The 18,764-nt window shown below is 64.5% G+C and carries 15 protein-coding genes; 1 reads left to right on the forward strand and 14 read right to left on the reverse strand.

The genetic code is table 11. The features are described 5' to 3' along the window. Positions 1-73: 73 nt before the first annotated feature. Positions 74-757 (reverse strand): TrmH family RNA methyltransferase, encoded by a 684-nt coding sequence (locus MUN23_RS05995; protein WP_371875984.1) that lies wholly within the window; start codon positions 755-757, stop codon positions 74-76. Positions 758-818: 61 nt separating this feature from the next. Here MUN23_RS05995 and MUN23_RS06000 point away from each other — a divergent pair, with 61 nt between their 5' ends. Beyond that, a complete protein-coding gene (locus MUN23_RS06000) occupies positions 819-1,649 on the forward strand; it encodes an HAD-IIA family hydrolase (protein ID WP_181037246.1) in 831 nt (276 codons plus the stop codon). Here MUN23_RS06000 and MUN23_RS06005 read toward each other — a convergent pair. The 13 genes from MUN23_RS06005 to MUN23_RS06065 all read right to left on the reverse strand — a co-directional run bounded on the left by MUN23_RS06005 (position 1,646) and on the right by MUN23_RS06065 (position 18,700). After that, positions 1,646-2,686: an alpha/beta fold hydrolase gene (locus tag MUN23_RS06005; protein WP_248762990.1), complete on the reverse strand. Its 1,041-nt coding sequence runs from the start codon at positions 2,684-2,686 to the stop codon at positions 1,646-1,648. The two genes, MUN23_RS06000 and MUN23_RS06005, sit on opposite strands and share 4 nt — an antisense overlap. Positions 2,687-2,756: 70 nt before the next feature. After that, the gene (gene pyrE, locus MUN23_RS06010; RefSeq protein WP_248762991.1) at positions 2,757-3,338 is read right to left on the reverse strand and encodes an orotate phosphoribosyltransferase; all 582 of its coding nucleotides are present in this window, start codon (positions 3,336-3,338) and stop codon (positions 2,757-2,759) included. Positions 3,339-3,465: 127 nt separating this feature from the next. After that, the gene (locus MUN23_RS06015) at positions 3,466-5,733 is read right to left on the reverse strand and encodes a gluconokinase, GntK/IdnK-type (RefSeq protein ID WP_248764005.1); all 2,268 of its coding nucleotides are present in this window, start codon (positions 5,731-5,733) and stop codon (positions 3,466-3,468) included. Between the two features lie 56 nt (positions 5,734-5,789). Next, the gene (manD, locus tag MUN23_RS06020) at positions 5,790-7,019 is read right to left on the reverse strand and encodes a D-mannonate dehydratase ManD (RefSeq protein WP_248762992.1); all 1,230 of its coding nucleotides are present in this window, start codon (positions 7,017-7,019) and stop codon (positions 5,790-5,792) included. A gap of 46 nt (positions 7,020-7,065) precedes the next feature. Continuing rightward, complete coding sequence (uidB, locus tag MUN23_RS06025; protein ID WP_248762993.1) at positions 7,066-8,481, reverse strand: glucuronide transporter; 1,416 nt, start codon at positions 8,479-8,481, stop codon at positions 7,066-7,068. A gap of 301 nt (positions 8,482-8,782) precedes the next feature. Next, positions 8,783-10,189: a mannitol dehydrogenase family protein gene (locus MUN23_RS06030; protein WP_248764006.1), complete on the reverse strand. Its 1,407-nt coding sequence runs from the start codon at positions 10,187-10,189 to the stop codon at positions 8,783-8,785. Positions 10,190-10,209: 20 nt separating this feature from the next. Continuing rightward, entirely contained in the window at positions 10,210-11,616 is a 1,407-nt protein-coding gene (uxaC, locus tag MUN23_RS06035; protein WP_248762994.1) for a glucuronate isomerase, read from the reverse strand. An 80-nt stretch (positions 11,617-11,696) separates the two neighbouring features. Then, a complete protein-coding gene (locus MUN23_RS06040) occupies positions 11,697-12,758 on the reverse strand; it encodes a LacI family DNA-binding transcriptional regulator (protein ID WP_248762995.1) in 1,062 nt (353 codons plus the stop codon). A gap of 104 nt (positions 12,759-12,862) precedes the next feature. Further along, positions 12,863-14,029 (reverse strand): Gfo/Idh/MocA family protein, encoded by a 1,167-nt coding sequence (locus MUN23_RS06045; RefSeq protein WP_248762996.1) that lies wholly within the window; start codon positions 14,027-14,029, stop codon positions 12,863-12,865. Positions 14,030-14,101: 72 nt separating this feature from the next. Further along, on the reverse strand, positions 14,102-14,962 hold the full coding sequence (locus MUN23_RS06050; protein WP_248762997.1) for a sugar phosphate isomerase/epimerase: 861 nt from the start codon (positions 14,960-14,962) through the stop codon (positions 14,102-14,104). 47 nt (positions 14,963-15,009) lie between these two features. Beyond that, positions 15,010-15,915 carry an ATP-binding cassette domain-containing protein gene (locus MUN23_RS06055; RefSeq protein ID WP_248762998.1) on the reverse strand — a complete coding sequence of 302 codons (906 nt, stop codon included), beginning with the start codon at positions 15,913-15,915 and terminating at the stop codon, positions 15,010-15,012. Continuing rightward, complete coding sequence (locus tag MUN23_RS06060) at positions 15,912-17,762, reverse strand: dipeptide/oligopeptide/nickel ABC transporter permease/ATP-binding protein (RefSeq protein ID WP_248762999.1); 1,851 nt, start codon at positions 17,760-17,762, stop codon at positions 15,912-15,914. The genes MUN23_RS06055 and MUN23_RS06060 overlap by 4 nt, the downstream gene beginning before the upstream one ends. Continuing rightward, complete coding sequence (locus MUN23_RS06065) at positions 17,759-18,700, reverse strand: ABC transporter permease (RefSeq protein WP_248763000.1); 942 nt, start codon at positions 18,698-18,700, stop codon at positions 17,759-17,761. The genes MUN23_RS06060 and MUN23_RS06065 overlap by 4 nt, the downstream gene beginning before the upstream one ends. Positions 18,701-18,764 lie beyond the last annotated feature (64 nt).

Genomic DNA, 18,764 nt, shown 5'->3' on the forward strand with positions numbered 1-18,764 from the left:
GGCATTTCACGGCAAAGCCGGAGCCCGGGACTGCCGTGAAATGCCATCTCGGCGGTGGCAGAAGTGGCGCGGGTCAGACGGGCTGGCTGAAAACGTGCCGGCGGATCCAGGCGTGCATGGCGATCGCGGCGGCGGAGGCGGCGTTGATGGAGCGGGTGGAGCCGAACTGCTCGATGGACAGGGTGGCCAGGGCCGCCTCGTGGACCTCCGGCGTCAGCCCGGGCCCTTCCTGGCCGAACACCAGGACGCAGTCCTTGGGCAGCTCATACGTCTCCAGGGGCACGGAGTCGGGGAAGATGTCGATCCCGATGATCGCGAGCCCCTCCCCCTGCGCCCACACCACAAAGTCCTCCACGGTGGGGTGGTGGCGGACGTGCTGGTAACGGTCGGTGACCATCGCCCCGCGCCTGTTCCACCGGCGTCGTCCGATGATGTGGACTTCCTTGGCGAGGAACGCGTTGGCGGTGCGCACCACGGTGCCGATGTTGAGGTCGTGCTGCCAGTTTTCGATGGCGATGTGGAAGTTGTGCCGCTTCGAATCGAGGTCCGCCACGATCGCGTCATGCTTCCAGTACCGGTACTGGTCCACCACGTTGCGGCGGTCCCCGTCTGCGAGCAGGTCCGGATCCCAGTGGTCACCTTCCGGCCACGAACCCTCCCAGGGCCCGACGCCGACCTCCGCCTTGGGCTCCGGCGCCTCCTGGGGCGCTGGCTCCTCCGCTGGAATCGGAAGAGGTTCGGCTGGGGTTCCGGGCATTTGTTTCACCCCTCAACACTAGACTGGACCCCTGGAGCATTCATCACCGGCGGAGGTAGACGTGGCAGAAGCAGACCAGGTACAGGGTTCACCGGCGGTTTACCGCAGCGGCCAGGAGATCGAATGCTGGCTGACAGACATGGACGGCGTACTCGTCCACGAAAACCATGCCGTCCCAGGGGCCGCCGAACTGATCCAGCGCTGGGTGGACACGTCCAAGCGGTTCCTGGTGCTGACGAACAACTCGATCTTCACGCCCCGCGACCTGGCCGCCCGGCTCCGGGCCTCCGGACTGGAGATCCCCGAGGAAAACATCTGGACGTCCGCGCTTGCCACCGCCACCTTCCTGAAGGACCAGGTGCGGGGTTCCGGCTCCGGGAACCGCGCCTACACCATCGGCGAGGCAGGGCTGACGACGGCGCTGCACGAGGCAGGCTTCATCCTCACCGACCAGGACCCGGACTATGTAGTGCTCGGCGAAACCCGTACGTACTCCTTTGAGGCCATCACCATGGCCATCCGACTGATCCTGGCCGGGGCCCGCTTCATTGCCACCAACCCGGACGCCACCGGCCCATCCAAGGACGGCCCAATGCCCGCGACGGGCGCCATCGCCGCGCTCATCACGAAGGCCACCGGCCGGGAACCGTACATTGTGGGCAAGCCGAATCCCATGATGTTCCGGTCCGCCATGAACCAGATCGATGCGCACTCGGAGACCACGGCAATGATCGGGGACCGGATGGACACCGACATCATCGCCGGCATGGAGGCAGGCCTGCACACGGTCCTGGTCCTCAGCGGCATTACGCAGCGCGAAGACATTGCCGCCTACCCGTTCCGGCCCAACCAGGTGCTGAACTCCGTGGCCGATCTGAAGAACCAGATCTAAAAAACCGTCACCTTCGAGCCGCCGCGGGGCAGCGGAAAAAAGTCGTCCATCAACCGCTCCACGATGGGCCGGTAGATGAGCGGATTCCAGCCCGGGCTCGCGTGCGCCGGCAGGGCCCCGTCCGTCTGCAGGTCCATGGAGACCATATGGGGTCCGAACGCTGCCGACCACGCGTCCTTGGCCGTCTGGTACCGGACCGTGCGGTCTTTCGGGTTGCCGATGTACGCCATCCGCGTGGCGCCGAGCTTGTCCACAAACCGGTTTCCGTCGAAGTGGTAGATGTACGCCGACTCGGACTGGATGAGCACACTGGACGGGGCGATCGGGGACAGCTGCTCCATGGTCTGGTCCAGAATCTGCCGCCAGGTCCGCTCGTCCTTGTGGATGACGCGCTCCCCCAGTTCGTAGCTGCCGCGGACCACGGACGGGACCCGGAAGCCGCTCTCATACAGGAACACCACGCCGTCGAACCAGCTCTCGTCCAGCACGTCGCTCCGGCTGTAGGGGCTGGAGTCCAGCAGGATAAAGTCAACCTCCACGCCGTGGAATTCCCGGAGCCGCGCCGCCACCTGGGTGGCCACCATGCCGCCGAAACTGTGGCCGTAGAAGAAAAGCTTGGTCAGCTTTTTCGCCCGGACGTGTTCGATGACGGCGATTACCACCTCGTCGATGTCCAGCCCTAGGTTGGAATAGCCGACGGCGGCCAGCTGGCCGCGCTTGTTCAACGCACCACGCATCGCGTTCAGGATCCAGAGCGCCTCTTCCCAACTGGTCTTGTAGCCGGGTAAGAGGAACCAGCTGGCGTTCGGGTAGTAGGCGTCGGCGAAGTCGTCCGCGACCTGCAGTATGCGGTTGACCTGCCGCTCCGCCTGGACCCGGCGGGTGACCAGCATGTCCGCTGCCAGCAGGGCCGAGGCGCCCGTGCCGGCCAGGAACCCGCGGCGCGAAAACCGCTTGAGCGCGGCGGCATTGGCCAGCAGCCGGGCTTGATGAGCTCCTGGCTGTTCCTGCGGATCTGCTTCCCCCCTGTACGGCACACCTCTACCGTAGCCACAGCTGAAGCCGCCGCTGCAACCCCGGCCTCGGGTAACCCCTGGTGTGAACCCGCTAGGAGAGGCCCAGCTCGTCCTTGCCGAAGGCGAACAGGTACGGCACACCGGTCTCGGCTTCGATCTTTTCCTTGGCACCGGTGTCCCGGTCCACGATGACGGCCACGGCAACGACGTTGCCGCCGGCCTTCCGGACACCCTCAACAGCGGTGAGCGCCGAGCCGCCGGTGGTGGACGTATCCTCCAGCACCAGGACCTTGCGGCCATCAACCGACGGGCCCTCAACCTGGCGGCCCATGCCGTAGGACTTCTGGGCTTTGCGGACCACAAACGCGTCCACGGTGCGGCCGGCGTCCACGGCGGAGTGCATCACAGCGGTGCCCACGGGGTCAGCACCCATGGTCAGGCCACCGGCGCACTCAAAGTCGATCCCGGCGTCGTCCGTCAGTGCCAGCATGACCTGGCCCACCAGCTTGGAGGCCTCGTGGTGCAGCGTGATGCGGCGCAGGTCGATGTAGTAGTCAGCCTCGGCGCCGCTGGAGAGGATCACCTTGCCGCGGACCACGGCAAGTTCCTTGATCAGTTCCAGCAGGCGGGCACGGGCAGCAGTGTTGGAAGCAGCATCAGGGGTGGCAGTCATGGTCTCCAGTTTACTGGAGGCCTCGACGCGGAAAGGGCCCTGTGACGCAGAAATGGAATGGCGCTACGCGTATCCGCGTAGCGCCATTCCATCTGCGAGTCGTCAGCCTAAAACCGCAGCGATAACCCTAGAGCCGCGTGTCGAAAGAATCGCAGAAGACGTTCTCGTTGAACGTCCCCTGGAACTCAGACTTGCCCATGATCTTCTCGATCGTGGCCCGGATGGCCTCCACAGTTCCCGCATGGGCGTGGATGGCGGTCTTGACCATCGGCACGTCGATGAGGTGGTTGGGCTGGTTCAGCGAGACGAACACCGTGGGAACCTCGGTGACGTACCACGGGATTTCCGCGGCCATCGGGGTGGACCACTTGATCCGGATGGCCGCCTCCTGGGCAAAGCCCTTGACGTTCGCGAAGACAAACGCGGCGTCGTACTTGTCCGCGTAGTCGCCGGTGGCTTCCTCGGAGATGATGGACATGAAGTTGATGCCCGTCTCCCCGGCAGCTTCGCGCTGGGCGGCGGTTTTGAACAGGTGCACCTCGAAGCCGGCTTTTTCCAGTTCGTCCTTGACCGTGTCCAGGTACGCCAGCGGGTCCGCCCGGGTGAAGTCCGAGCCGCCGGAGATGCCGTACAGGCGGATCCGCTTGTGCGTTTCCGGCCGGATGGGCAGGTTGTGCGCGGTGTCCTTGACCAGGGTGACGGTCTTGTCCGCGATCTCCGCCGCGATGGCCCGGTGCGCCTCGCTGCCGATCACAGCGAGTGCTTCCACGGGCGGAACCAGTTCGTTGCGGTCCTTGAGGTGCAGCCCCAGCGAGGCCTTGAGGGCCAGGATGCGGCGCAGGGCGTCATGCAGGCGCTGCTCCGTGATGACGCCGGATTTGTAGCCGTCCAGCATGTACTGGAAGTCTTCGTCGGCGTTGCGGAAGAACAAGAACATGTCGCACCCGGCGGCAATGGTCGCAGGAACCAGGTCCTTGCGCTTCATGGCCTGGGTGAGCCCGATCATCTGCGAGGCGTCCGTGAGGATGAGCCCGTTGAATCCGAGTTCGCCGCGCAGCAGGTCCTGGAGCAGCTCCGGGGCCAGGGTGGCGGGCAGGATGTCCTTGTCCGCCAGCCCCGGGCGGAAGTGCCGGGAAAGCTCCGGCGCACCGATGTGCCCGATCATGATGGACTGCACGCCGTGCCCGATCATTTCGCGGTACACGCGGCCATACGTCTTGTTCCACTCGTCGTAGCCGAGAGTGTTGTAGGACGTGACCACGTGCTGGTCGCGCTCGTCCATGCCGTCGCCCGGGAAGTGCTTCATGGCGCAGGCAGTGGGAGATTCACTGATGCCGTCGAAGTACTCCTTGGCCCGCTCCACCACGATCTCCGGCGTGTTGCCGAAGGCCCGGGTGGAAATGACCGTGTTCCGCCAGTTGTAGTGGATGTCCACAATCGGCGCGAACGCCCAGTTGCAGCCCAGGGCTGCGGTTTCAACGCCGGCAACCTGCCCCATCCGGCGTGCGATGGACTTGTCCGGGTGCGACCCTGCCTGGAGGTGCGTGGACACAAACGTGCCGTCGTCGCAGCTTCCGGCGCCACCCATTTCCGGGTTGGACGCCACCAGCAGCGGCACCTTGGACTTCGACTGCGCATGCCGGATGTGTTCCTGCACGGCAGCGGAGGGGCCCGGGCGGTACCGCATGCCGCCCACATGAAAGTTCTCCAGCACACCGTCGAGGTACTCCGGGGAGTAGTCGTTGTTGTGGTTGATGAACAGCTGGCCGATCTTTTCCTCGAGCGTCATCGATTCCAGGGTGGTGTTCACCCAGGTGAGCGCTGCGTCATCGAGGTTGAACGGCGCGGCCTGGAGGTCGACGTCGAACTGGCGCCCTGGGGTGCCTGTGGCACCATGGGCGGGGCTTCCGACGGCGGCAGTCACCGCAGCTGCGATGCCCGCCAGCGCGTCGGCCACCACCTGGTCCACCGGACCGGCGATGTCCACCACGATGCCTGCCTCATCGGCTTCGAGCGCTTCGAGGGTGGCCAGCTGGGATTCCAGCAGCGCTGCCGGCATAAAGTGCCCGGAGCGGCCTTCCAGCCGCGACCCCAGGACTTCCTTGCTGCCGTGTAGGTGAAGGAACACCGTATCCGGCGCCTTGGCACGGATGGCGTCTCGGTAACTGCGGCGAAGAGCCGAGCAGGCCAGAACCAGGCCGCCTGTGGCAGCTGCCAGTTCATTGCCCACCGTGGCGAGCCACGGCCAGCGGTCCTCATCGGTCAGCGGGGTGCCAGCCGCCATCTTGGCGACGTTTTCCACGGGGTGGAGGGAATCGCCGTCGAGGAACTGAACGCCCAGCTCGCGGGCCACCAGGTCACCGATGGTGGTCTTGCCGCAGCCGGAGACGCCCATAACGATGACGCGGGGACCCGTAGCTCCTCCTGCTGGGGCGGGCGATGTCGCGGCGGTCACCAGTCGTGCACCGTTCCGTCTACCAGGCGGTTGTACGGCAGGTAAGCCTGCTGGTACGGGTACGCGGCCGCGGCTTCCTCATTGAATTCAACGCCGATACCGGGCTTGTCGCCCGGGTGCAGGTAGCCGTCCTTGAAGGTCATGGACTGCTGGAAGACCTCGTTGGTCTTGTCGGAGTGCTGCATGTACTCCTGGATGCCGTAGTTGTGGATGGCCAGGCCCACGTGCAGCTGGGCGGCGAAGCCCACCGGAGAAATGTCCGTGGGGCCGTGGAAGCCGGACTTGATCTGGTACTGGGCAGCGAAGTCCATAACCTTCTTCAGCGGGGAGATGCCGCCGAAGTGGGTGGAGGCTGCGCGGACGTAGTCGATCAGCTGTTCCTTGATGAGGGTCTGGTAGTCCCACACGGTGTTGAAGATTTCACCGATGGCCAGCGGGGTGGTGGTGTGCTGGCGCACCAGGCGCAGGCCCTCCTGGTTTTCGGCCGGGGTGCAGTCCTCAAGCCAGAAGAGGTCGTACGGTTCCAGGGCTTTGCCGAGCTTGGCGGCCTGGATGGGGGTCATGCGGTGGTGGCCGTCGTGCAGCAGCGGGATTTCCGGGCCGAACTCGTTGCGCACGGCTTCAAAGACGGTGGGCAGGTGGCGCAGGTAGGCGCGGGTGTCCCAGTCCTCTTCCTGCGGGAACGCGCCGCGGCCGGCGGGCTCGTAGTCGTAGCGTTCGCCCGAGGCCTGGGCCTGCGCGGCCACACCGTAGACGGCCTTGATGCCGGGAACAGCGGTCTGGATGCGGATGGACTTGTAACCCAGTTCCAGGTGCTCACGGACTGAATCGAACAGCGACTCAAGGTCAGCACCGGAAGCGTGGCCGTAAGCGCGCAGGCCGTTGCGTGAAGCGCCGCCCAGGAGCTGGTAGACCGGCATGTTCGCCATCTTGCCCTTGATGTCCCACAGGGCCATGTCCACGGCGGCGATTGCGGCCATGGTGACCGGCCCGCGGCGCCAGTACGAGCTGCGGTACAGGAACTGCCAGGTGTCCTCGATCTTGTGCGGATCCTTGCCGATCAGCAGCTGGGCCACGTGCTCTTTGAGGTAGGCGGCAACAGCCAGTTCGCGGCCGTTCAGCGTGGCGTCACCGATGCCGGTGACCCCGTCGTCCGTAGTGATGCGCAGGGTCACGAAGTTACGTGACGGGCTTGTCACGAAGACTTCAGCGGCAATGATTTTCACGGCAGATCCTTTCGGGGACTTCTGGTCAGTTTGTGGTGCTGGGAGTTTAGTGGCCGGCAGTTTTGCCGGCGCCAACCGGGGTGCCAGCATCAGCGGTGGTGCTGGCGTCGGCGGCTTCGCCGGCGCCCACAGTTTTGGTCCGGCGTTCCTGGATCTCTTTGAGGATCTCCGCGTGCTTGGCGTCGGTCAGCGTGTACTTGGACATTACTAATACGGCAAGGATAGTCAGCACGGCAGGGATCGCGCCCGCCGCAATCTGAATGCCGAACAGGGCGTCAGCGGTCTGCGCCGCTCCGGACTTGTAGCCGCCCAGTGCCAGGGCGTATGCCGCCAGGGCACCGCCCACAGCCTGGCCGGACTTGCGGGTGAAGGAGAACAGGGCATAGGTGATGCCCTCGGTGCGGACGCCGGTCCGCCATTCGCCGTACTCCACCGTGTCGGCTTCCAGGGCCCACACCACGATGTTGACGGCCAGGACACCCACGAGGCTGACCACGAGGCCGGTAAAGCCCATCCAGACCTGGCCAGCCGGGGCGAAGAAGATGATCGCACCGCCGAGGACAGTGACCAGCGAAGAGTAGATGTAGACGCTCTTCTTGCCGACGTTACGGACAAGTTTGGGCATAAAGGCGGCCAGGAAGAAGGTGAGCGCCAGCTGGATGATGGACAGTACGGGGTACAGGTCCAGGCGGCCCAGGACGTCGCGCAGGTAGTACAGCTGCACGGAGGTCAGGGCGAGGTAGCCGGAGAGGAAGAAGAAGGAGCTCAGGCACAGCATCAGGAGGGGCTTATTGCCTTTGAGGGTGTCCACGCTTTGCTTGAACGTCACCTTGGGGACGGCGCGGTGTACGCGTTCCTTGGCGGTCAATGCGGTGAAGAAGTACAGGGCCGCCCCGATGACCACAAACACGAGGGTGATGGTGGTGAACATCGACTGGAGATCGGCACCGGGCTTGATCAGCGGCGCAACGAAGATGCCCAGCGAAGAGCCCACCAGCAGGGCGCCCACCATGCGGGCCGAACCCAGCTTGGCGCGCTCTCCCGGATCCTGCGTCATGGCGCCGGCCAGCGAGCCGTACGGAATGTTCACGAGGCTGTAGGCAAGGCCGAGGGCCGCATAGGTGACGTAGGCATACAGCAGTGTGCCGGATTCGCCCAGCTGCGGAACGGAGAAGGTTGCCACGCTCAGGAGGAGCAGCGGGATGGAGCCGAACATGATGAAAGGACGGAACTTGCCGAAGCGCTTGCTGTAGGTTCGGTCAACGATCCGGCCGGCGAAGACGTCAGCGAAAGCGTCAAAGAGCCTGACTACCAGCAGCAGGGTCCCGGCAGCCGCTGCAGAGATGCCGGCAACGTCCGTGTAGTACACCAGCAGGAACATGGTGGCGGTGGTGAATGCGAGGTTGTTGGCTGCATCGCCGGCGCCATAGCCGATGATGCTGAGCTTGTTTAGCTTTTTCATGAATTGGGCTCCTTTACCCTTGCCGCCGTGTTGGCCAGCGAAAATTATTGAAATGCTATGAAGCGGTGAATCTTTGGCGATGCTGGAGCCCGGCAGAATCCGCATCTGGCGGGCGTATCGCAGTGTGTTTCTCTCTGCCTGTAATCCTAGTCACTTGGCAATAAAATGGCAAGCGGTTGCCATGAATTTCTGTTGAAACTTCATGAAACTGCAGGTCATCGAAACAGCACTGCCCGGTCCAGGCGTCTGGATCGGGCAGTGCTGTTCTTTATGAAGCAGAAGGGCTGCTGGAGCGTGATTCTTAGGCGTCCGCCGGGAATGTGCCGAGCAGGCCGGAAACGAGTTCCACGACGGCGTCGTCCGCTGCGACGGCAGGGTCCACCAGCGCCAGGACCGCCCGCACGCGCTCTGCGCCTTCCAGCTGGTTGGCCGCGGCCACTTCAGTTGCCAGCGGATCGTGGAACGTCCCGGCCGCTGCGCTGAAGTCAATCCAGGCCGCGATCATCAGTGCCGCGGCGGCACCGGATCTGCCCTGGGCCCGTTCGGCCAGGAGGACGGGCACGGCCCGCATGCGCAGCTTGGTGCTCCCGTCCATGGCAATCTGGGCCAGGTGGTGGGCAATGCGTGCATTGCTGAAGCGGGCCAGCAGGGCAGCGCGGTACGCCGGGATCTGCAGGTCCGCGCCACCGGCTGCGGCACCGGTCAGGTTCGCCTCGGCTTCGTCCCAGAAGCTTTCGACGGCGGTCAGGCACTGCGGGTCCGCGAGGGCCTGCGCCACCGTGGTGTGTCCGCGGAGCTGGCCGGCGTAGGCCAGCAGGGAATGGGCGCCGTTCAGGAGCCACAGCTTGCGGTTCTCGTAGGGCTCGATGTGGTCAACGAAGACCGCGCCGGCGTCCTCCCAGCGTGGACGGCCTGCGGGGAAGTCGCCGCTGAGCACCCAGTTGGTGAAGGGCTCAGCCACGACGGGCGAGTTGTCGCGGTAGCCGCAGGCGGCCTCGACGGCGGCGATGTCCGCTTCCGTGGTGCGCGGGGTGATGCGGTCCACGGATGTGCTGACAAAGCTGACGTTTTCCTCGACCCAGGCGGCGAGTTCCGCGTCCCAGGCCTGCGCCAGACCCGCCACGGCGTTGCGCGCTACCGTGCCGTTGTTGGCGAGGTTGTCGCAGCAGACAACGGCTAGCGGCCCGGCTCCGGCCGCCCGGCGCGCGGCGAGGGCGAAGACAAGCCGGCCCAGCGGCGTCGACGGGTTTCCGCTGCCGGAAGCCAACAGCGCAAGGTCGCCGGCGACGTCGGACGCCGTAGTGTCCAGCTGTCCGTCGGCACCGAGCCGGTACGCCGCTTCGGTGACTGTCAGGGTGACCATCGCGGTGGCCGGTGCCGAAACGAGCTCTGCGAGCCGCTGCACGTCCGCGCCGTCCACCGCTTCCACGATGCTGCCGACGACGGCGAACGAGTCGCCGATGTCAGCGCGCTCCACGAGCGTGAAGAGGCCGTCCTGCTCGGCGAGTGCCAGGGCAGCGTCCGGGCGCCGCCCGGTGAAAGCCGCAATGCCCCAGTCCGCGGCGTCGCCGGCCTGGCTGGTGTACCAGGCCTGGTGCGAGCGGTGGAACGCACCAAGTCCGAGGTGGACAATGCGCACGGGTGGCTTGGCGGCGGCGTGCGTGCTCCGGTTCAGCTGCGGCAGCGATGCGGCAGCAGCCTTGCCCATGGTGTCTGTCTCTTCGATGCTCACAGCTTGAAAACCCTTCGCGGGGAGGAATCGACGGTGTCCACGATGATTTCGTGGGCGCGGTCTTCACTGACACGGTGCTCGGCCACCAGCCGTGCCAGGAAGGAGGCTTCGATCCGGCGGGACGCATCGTGGCGGGCGGGGATGGAGCAGAAGGCCCTGGTGTCATCGATGAACCCGGAAGAACGCGAGAAGCCTGCCGTTTCGGTCACGGCGGAGCGGAACCGGAGCATGGCATCCGGGGCGTCCAGGAACCACCAGGGTGCGCCCAGGTAGACGGACGGGTAGAAGCCGGCCAGCGGTGCGAGCTCGCGGGAGAAAACGGTCTCGTCCAGGGTGAACAGCACAAGGTGGAAGTCCTTGGCCGTGCCGAAGTCCTGCAGCAGGGGCCGGATGGCCTCGGTGTAGTTGGTGGCGAACGGGATGTCGTGGCCGGTGTCCGCTCCGTAGGCCTCGAACGTTGGTGTGTGGTGGTTGCGGAAGGAGCCCGGGTGGATGGTCATGACCAGCCCGTCCTCCACCGACATGCGGCCCATCTGGTACATCATGTGGGCTTCGAAGGTGTTGCGGTCCTCGGGGGTAGCCGTGCCGGCGCGGGCGAGCTCGAAGATCCGCTCGGCCTCGGCACGGTCCAGCTTGAGCGTTGCCGGGGTGGCCACACCGTGGTCCGCCGAGACCGCGCCGTGCTCCACGAAGTAGCGGCGGCGGTTTTCCAGCGCCGTAATGTAGCCCGCGTAGCCGCTGGCGCCGTCACCGGCGGCTTCGATCAGGCGGTCAACGTTGGCGCTCCAGGTGGGGTGCGCAATGTTGAGGTAGGCATCCGGGCGGAACGTGGGCAGGACGCGGCCGTTGAAGGTGGGGTCCTCGGCGATGGCCTTGTGGCTGGCGAGGTTGTCCAGGGGATCGTCCGTGGTGGCCAGGACCTCGATGTTGAAGTCCTTGAAGAGCTGGCGGGGACGGAAGCCGGGCTCCACGAGCTTGGCGGCGATGGCGTCATAGCTGGCATCGGCGGTCATCTCGCCCAGGTCTGCGCCCAGGTTGAAGACGCTGTCGAACTGGTTGCGCAGCCAGTAGCCGGAGGCCGTGCCCTCGAATAGCGGCCAGGCATCCACGAAAGTGCGCCAGATTTCGCGTGACTCGGGCGTGGTGGGACCGCCGGCGCGCAGCTTGTCCAAGGGGGCGCCGTTGGCGTGGATCAGGCGGGTGACGTAGTGGTCCGGGCTGACGAGCAGCGCTGCCGGGTCAGGGAACGGCGTGTTGTGCTCGATGACGGCGGCGTCAACGTGACCATGCGGGGAGATAATGGGGAGGTCCTGTACGCGCGCAAGGAGGTCCCGCGCGATGCTGCGCGTTCCTGGGTCGGCGGGCAGGAGCCTGTCTGGGTTGGCAGCAATGGACTGTGACATAGATCAATAATCTGCCTGGCGCCGAGTTTTGTCAACCGGTTGCCATAAATTGCCAAATCCTGGCATCGGCCCGCCCGGGCTCACTTCGCCGGCAGGATCCTGCCGCTGGAACCGCGCAGCACCAGCTCAGTCTCCACGCTCAAAGTACCGGCCTGTTCCCCACTCCCGTGAAGAAGGTCCAGCAGGCGTGTGGCGGCTGCCTCGCCGCACTCCCCCAGCGGCGAACGCACGGTGGTGAGCGGCGGCGTCGTGAAATCGGCGCCGAAGATGTCATCAAAGCCGACGATGCTGATGTCGTCGGGCACCACCATGCCGGCGGCCTGGAGCTCCTGCATGAGCCCGATGGCCAGCAGGTCGTTGTACGTCATGATCGCGGTGGCACCGCTGGCGCGGACATCACGCGCAGTCTGCCGGCCGCCGTCGACCGTTGGTTTGCTGGACTCAAGCCGCACCGCCTCGAGCCGGGACCATTCGCAGGCTGCCTGCACGCCTTCCCAACGGCGTTCGGACATCCAGGACTGCGGCGGCCCCGCTACGTAGGCGATCCGCTGGTGTCCGTTGGCGGCCATGCTCCGGACCGCCTCGCTGATTCCCTTGTTGACGTCCGGGACCACGCACGGCACGCCGTCGACTTCGCGGTTGATAACCACCACGGGTTTGTCCTGGGCCAGGGCGCGGATGTTGTCATCGTCCATGCGCGGGCTCGCCAGAATAAGGCCGTCCACCGTGGCCATAAGCCGACGGGCGGCCGTCAGTTCGGTTTCCGAGGATTCCGCGGATTCGGCGAGCACCAGAGTATAGTCCCGGCTGGTGGCAGTGGTTTCGGCGCCGCGGATGATGTCAAAGAAGGTGGGGTTGGTGATGTCCGCGACGATGAGGCCGAACGTGTTGGTCTTGCCCGTGGGAAGGGCGCGTGCGAACGGATTGACCTGGTAGTTCAGCTCGGCAGCCGCATCCTCGATGAGCTTCTGTGTTTTGGAGCTGACCCTGCCCGGCTTGCTGAGCGCGCGGGAAACGGTGGATGCGTTGACGCCGGCCATCTTGGCGATGTCGTAGATGGTCGCGTTGGATTTGCCGTCGCGGCCGTGCTTTTTGACCGAACCCGTTGATGGGGCGGTGTCCGGCGTTTGGGGTTCAGTCACCGCCCCATCCTAACGAGGAAACTCCCTACGGGTCTCAGCTGTGGCCGTTTTGATGGTCCAAAACGGCCACAGCTGCTACTCAGCTCCGCTAGTCACTCCGGAGGCTACGCGCGCTGCGGGAACTTGCCCTCTTCGGCTATGCGCTTGTTGAGCTCGGCGAGGAACTCGTTCTCGTCGAAGTCCAGTCCAACTTCCTTGCCGGTCCAGGCGGAGAGGTGGATGGCGTTGGCCAGGCGGACTCCGTTGATGCCGTCCGAGCCCGGAGCCAGCAGCGGTGTGCCGTCCAGGATGTTGGCGGCGAAGTTCTCCAGGACGCCGGAGTGCTGGGCACCCCAGGCCGACTCGAACTCGATGACCTCCGTGGTGTAGTACTCCTCCGGGTTCAGCTGGCCCATAAAGAGCTTGCGGACATCGTCCATGTCCATGCCGTCGCTGAGTTCGCGCTCGGGCTTGTGCAGGCGGGTGACCGTGGCGGTCTTGCTTCCTTCGACGACGATCTTGCCCTGGTCGCCCAGGATTTCGAAGCGGTCGGTGCCGGTCAGGTCGTGGGTGGCAGTGACAAAAACGCCGGTGACGCCGTCTCCGTAGTCAACCACTGCGGTGACTTCATCTTCGACGGCGATGTCGCGGCGGAAGCCGAAGGAAACCTTGGAGTAGACGGACTTCGGCACGCCGCAGATCCATTGCCACAGGTCCAGCTGGTGCGGTGCCTGGTTGACCAGGACGCCGCCGCCCTCGCCGCCCCACGTTGCGCGCCATTCGCTGGAGTTGTAGTAGCCCTGGGGACGCCACCAGTTGGTGATGATCCAGTTGCTGCGGCGGATCTTGCCGATCTCGCCGTTCTCGACGATCTCTTTGAGCTTCTTGTAGAGCGGGTTGTTGCGCTGGTTGAACATGATGCCGAAGGAAAGTTCGGGCTTGGAGGCCGCGAATTCGTTCAGTTCCTTAACCTGTTTGGTGTAGACGCCGGCCGGCTTCTCCACGAGGGCGTGGATGTTGCGTTTCAGGGTCTCGATGCCCATTTCGGGGTGCAGGAAGTGCGGCACGCAGGTCACGACGGCGTCAACGTCGCCGCTTTCCAGCATGGCGATGTAGTCATCGTAGAAGGGGGCGTCCGGGTACGTGGCCGAGGCGAGTTCCCTCTTGGCCGGATCGGTGTCGCAGATGGCGCCGATCACCATGTTGGGGACCATGCCGTCCGTGATGAACTTGGCGTAGGCGCCGCCCTGCTGGCCCAGGCCGATGATGCCGAGGCGTACTTTCTTGCTCACAGTTATTTATCCTTTTCGTTGGTTGAGCGTGTGTTTCGTTGGTCGAGCGGGTCGAAACCAGAAGCGGTCCGGTTAGAAAAGCTCGGACTGTCCCAGGGCAACCAGGTTGTCGTAGGAGGTCTGCAGCGCTTCCCAGACGGTGCGGCCGTAGAGTTCGTCCTGCTCCACCAGCAGGTACTGGGCGCCTGCGGCCTGCGCGGCCGGAATGATGGAGGCGAAGTCCAGGTTGCCTTCGCCTACTTCGGCGAACTGGACAACGTTTTTGAACTCCGTCATGAATCCGGCCACGTCCCCTGAGTCCAGCATCCCGAAGGCGGATTCGGGCAGCTCGCCGATCCGGTAGTCCTTCAGGTGCACCATCGCGGTACGTCCGGCGTACTTTTCCAGGGTCCGGACCGGGTCCAGTCCGCCGCGCTGGACCCAGTGCACGTCGATTTCCATGCCCATGGCCGGGGAGTTCTCGGCAATGATGTCCAGCATGTACTTGCCGTCGAACTTTGCGAACTCGATGTGGTGGTTGTGGTAGTACAGGCTCAGGCCCTGCTCTTGCAGCCGTTCGCCATATTCGTTGGCCTTCTTGGCGAAGTCAACCACAGCGCCAATGGACGTCATTGCCTCGAACGGCAGCATACCGATCCGCAGCAGCTTCGAGTCCAGGCTCTTTGCGTCATCCACAATCTTGTCAAAGTGCTCTGCAAGCGAATCGCCGGGCCGGCCCTTGGGGGTCTCCATGGCCACGGAAAGGGCTGCGATGTCCATGCCCAGCTCGCTGCGGGACCGGTCCAGTTCAGCGACGTTTTCCGGCGTCATCGGGATCTGGGAGATCTCGACGGCGTTGTAGCCGATGCTGCTGACCTTACGGAGCGTTTCGAACGCCCCGATTTCGGTGAAGCTGTCCTTCAGCATCATTGCCTGTACGCCAATTTTGGCCACGTTATTCCTCCATAGTTGTTGCTGTTGAATTAGTTCGGGCACGAGCCCTAGGCAAGGGCAGCGGCTTGCTCGGTCTGCTGGCGCTGCTCTTCGAGCAGCCGGTGACGGTCCGCACGCCGCTTCTCCTGGCGGTCCGGATCCGGCACGGGAGAAGCGAGCAGCAACCGCTGCGTGTAGGGGTGCTCGGGGTTGCGCGTGACGATCTCTGCCGGCCCCTGCTCCACGATTTCTCCACGGTACATCACGGCTACACGGTGGCTGATGTGGCGGACCACGTCAAGGTCGTGGGAGACGAACAGGTAGGAGACGCCGGTGTCCTTCTGGATCTGCAGGAACAGATCCAGGACACGGGCCTGGGTGGACAGATCCAATGCGCTGACCGGCTCATCACAGACGATGAGCTTGGGCGAGAGCGCCAGGGCCCGGGCAATCGCCACGCGCTGGCGCTGGCCGCCGCTGAACTCGCGCGGTAGCCGGTGGATGGCGTCCGACGGGAGGCCAACCTGGTCCAGGAGCTCCTTCACGCGCTTCTTTGCTGCCACTTGCTCCATGCCCTGCACGCCCAGGGGCTCGGCGAGGATGTCGCCGATCTCCAGCGCCGGGTTCAGGGAAGTGTACGGGTCCTGGAAGACCACCTGCATGTCGCGACTGAGGACGCGACGCTCCTTGCGGGTAGCCTGGCTGATGTCCTGGCCTTCGAACGTGATCTTGCCGCCGCTCACCGGTGCGAGACCCAGCACAGCCCGGCCCAGGGTGGTCTTGCCGGAGCCGGATTCGCCCACCAGGCCCAGGGTCTCGCCCTGGCCGATGGTGATGTTGATGTCCGTCAGGGCGCGGAATTTCTTGGCGCGGAAACCCTTGCCGGCGTAGTCCACCACCAGGTTGTCTACCCGAAGTAGTTCTTCGCGTGCCGGGGCTGATACCGCGGCGCTTGAGGCTGCAGTTTCGGTCACAGTACGTTCTCCTTAGCACTCGATGGCACCAGCATGGACATCGGTTCTTTGCCTTCCAGCATCGAAGCCAGCAGGGTCTGGGTGTAGCTTTCCTTCGGTTCGCGCAGGATGTCCCGCACGGGGCCTTCCTCCACGAGCCGGCCGTTCTGCATGACCACAACGCGGTCGCAGAGGTCAGCCACAACACCGAAGTTGTGGGTCACCAGGATGACGCCGACCCCGAGCCGGCGCTGGAGGTCGCGGATGAGGTCCAGCACATCGGCCTGCACAGTGACGTCCAGTGCCGTGGTGGGCTCATCGGCAATGATGAGGTCCGGTTCGCAGCTGATGGCGCCGGCGATGAGCACACGCTGGGCCATGCCGCCCGATACCTCGTGGGGGTAGGCTTTGAAGGTCCGCTCCGGGCTGACAATGCCGACGTCGGAGAGCAGCTTCATGGCCCGCGTAGTGGCTTCTGCCTTGGAGATTCCCAGGACCCGCACCATGGGCGTGACCAGCTGGTACCCGATGGTGAAGGCCGGGTCGAGGTTGCTCATGGGTTCCTGCGGGATGTAGGAAATCCGCTTACCGCGCAGCTTGGAGAGCCGTTCCTGGCTGACCTTGTCCTCGCCGGGAGCCACCGTGTAGTTGCCATCGAACTGGATGGCGCCGCCCACGATGCGTGCAGTATCCGGCAGCAGGCCCAGGATGGAAAAGGCCGTCTGGGACTTGCCCGAACCGGACTCGCCCACGATGCCGAGGATTTCGCCGCGGTCCACGTGGAAGGAAACGTCATCCACTACCTTCTTGATGGATCCGTCTGCCTGAGGGTAGCCGACGCCGAGATTGGTCACCTTCACCAGGTGGTGTTCGGTTCCGGCCTCGACGGCGGCAATGGTCTTGCGCGCTGACTTGGCGGCGCTGGCTACGGCAGCATCTTCGGCCTGGTGTGCTTTCTGCCTGCGGTGCTTGATTTTCTCGCTGTCTTCCAGGGCATCGCGGATGGCGTTGCCCAGGAGGACCAGGGCGCCGATGGTCAGCGCCATGGCAAACGCCGGCCAGAAAAGCAGCGTCGGGGTGAGGTAGACGTTCTTGAAGCCTTCACTGAGCATCACGCCCCAGGTGGCCTTGGCCGGGTCGCCCAGTCCCAGGAACTCAAGTCCGGACTGGATGGCGATGGCAACACCGGTGATGGCCGCGGTCTGGATGATGATCGGAGCCCGGACCACGGAGAAAATGTGGCGCGTGATGATCCGGAGATCCGAGAGGCCGGAAACACGGGCGGCATCGACGTAGAGCTCGTTGCGGACTGACTGCACCGCTGAGCGCACCAGCCGGAAGTAGGAAGGGCTGATCAGGACGCCGAAGGCGATCATGGAAAGCCAGACTGAAGGACCGTAGGCCGAACGGATGGTCATGAGCACGATCAGGCCGGGCAGGCTCATAAGAATGCCGACAACCCAATTGGCGACGGCTTCGAACTTACCGGCGTAGTAACCGGCCATTAGACCTGCGGGCAGGCCGATCGCGATGGCCACGGCGGCGCAGAGCAACGCTGAGAGCAGCGTCAGCTGCGCACCGAACAACAACCGGCTCCAGACATCGCGTCCCGAGCTGTCCGTGCCCAGGATGTTGACCGCGTCCGGGGCTGCCAGGGTCTTGGAGATGTTGGCGAAGTTCTCGTCGAACGGGGCCAGCACATCCGCGAAAGCTGCGAGCACGACCATGCCCCCTAGGATGAACAGGGCAACAATGCCGAGCGGGTTTTTCAGGATCCGCTTTATCACTGAGGACCGGATTACTGTTCCGGTCTGGCCCGACGTGCCGGGGGCCGGCGTCAGGGCGGAGGTTTCGACGGACTCGGTCACGAGACACGCACCTTCGGGTTAAGCCAGCCGTTGAGCAGGTCAACGATGAGGTTGACCACAATCACCACGGCGACGGTGTACATAACGACGCCCATAACCACCGGCTGGTCGCTCTGGACGGTGGCAGTAACTGCCATGGGACCTATGCCGGGAAGGGCAAAAATCGACTCGAGGATGACCACACCGCCGAGCATGCCTATCAGCTGGAGGCTAAGCACTGTGAGCCCGGCCGGGGCCGCGCTGCGCAGGACATGTTTGAAAAGGACTTCACGCTCGCTAATCCCCCGGCTGCGCAGGGTGCGGACGTAGTCACGTTCGAGCTGCTTAATAACGGCGCTGCGGATCTGCTGCGCACCGCCTGTCACGCCGTTGATCAGCAGGGCGATCACCGGAAGCGTCAGGGACAGCACCCACGCGGAAGCGTCGACGCCGGGGGCGATTGTGCTGGTCGCGGGGAAAAGGCCCAGCTGAATGGCCAGGAAGGTGACCAGAATAACGCCGATGACGAATCCCGGAATGGAGTCACCAATGATGGCGCCAATCTGGACAACGCGGTCCACCCAGCCGCGCTTTACCGCCGCTGCCACACCAATGAGCGTGGCGATGATCGCAATGAGGATCATGGCCACAATCACCATGGTCATTGTCACCGGAATACGGGTCGAAAGGGCGTGGGCCACGGGTTCAGAGGTGAACCAGGACGTGCCCAGGTCACCCTGCAGCGCGTTGACCACCCAGTCAAAATAGCGGGTAAGAATGGGCTGATCCAGCCCCAGTTCCGTTTGCTTTAGGGCTACCTGCTCAGGCGTGGCCTGGTCGCCCACGATGTTCCGGGCAACGCTGCCGCTGGAGAGGTAGAGCAGGAAGAACGCCAGGGCTGAAACGACGAACAGGACCACTAGTTCATTCGCGAGGCGTTTAAAGATGAATCTGATCATTGCTGGCTCCATTGAACTGGCATGGACTGGTTGCCCGGTCCGGCAGCCTCCCCATGGGAGGACT

It is taken from the genome of Pseudarthrobacter sp. SSS035 (genome assembly GCF_023273875.1).
Lineage (GTDB): Bacteria > Actinomycetota > Actinomycetes > Actinomycetales > Micrococcaceae > Arthrobacter.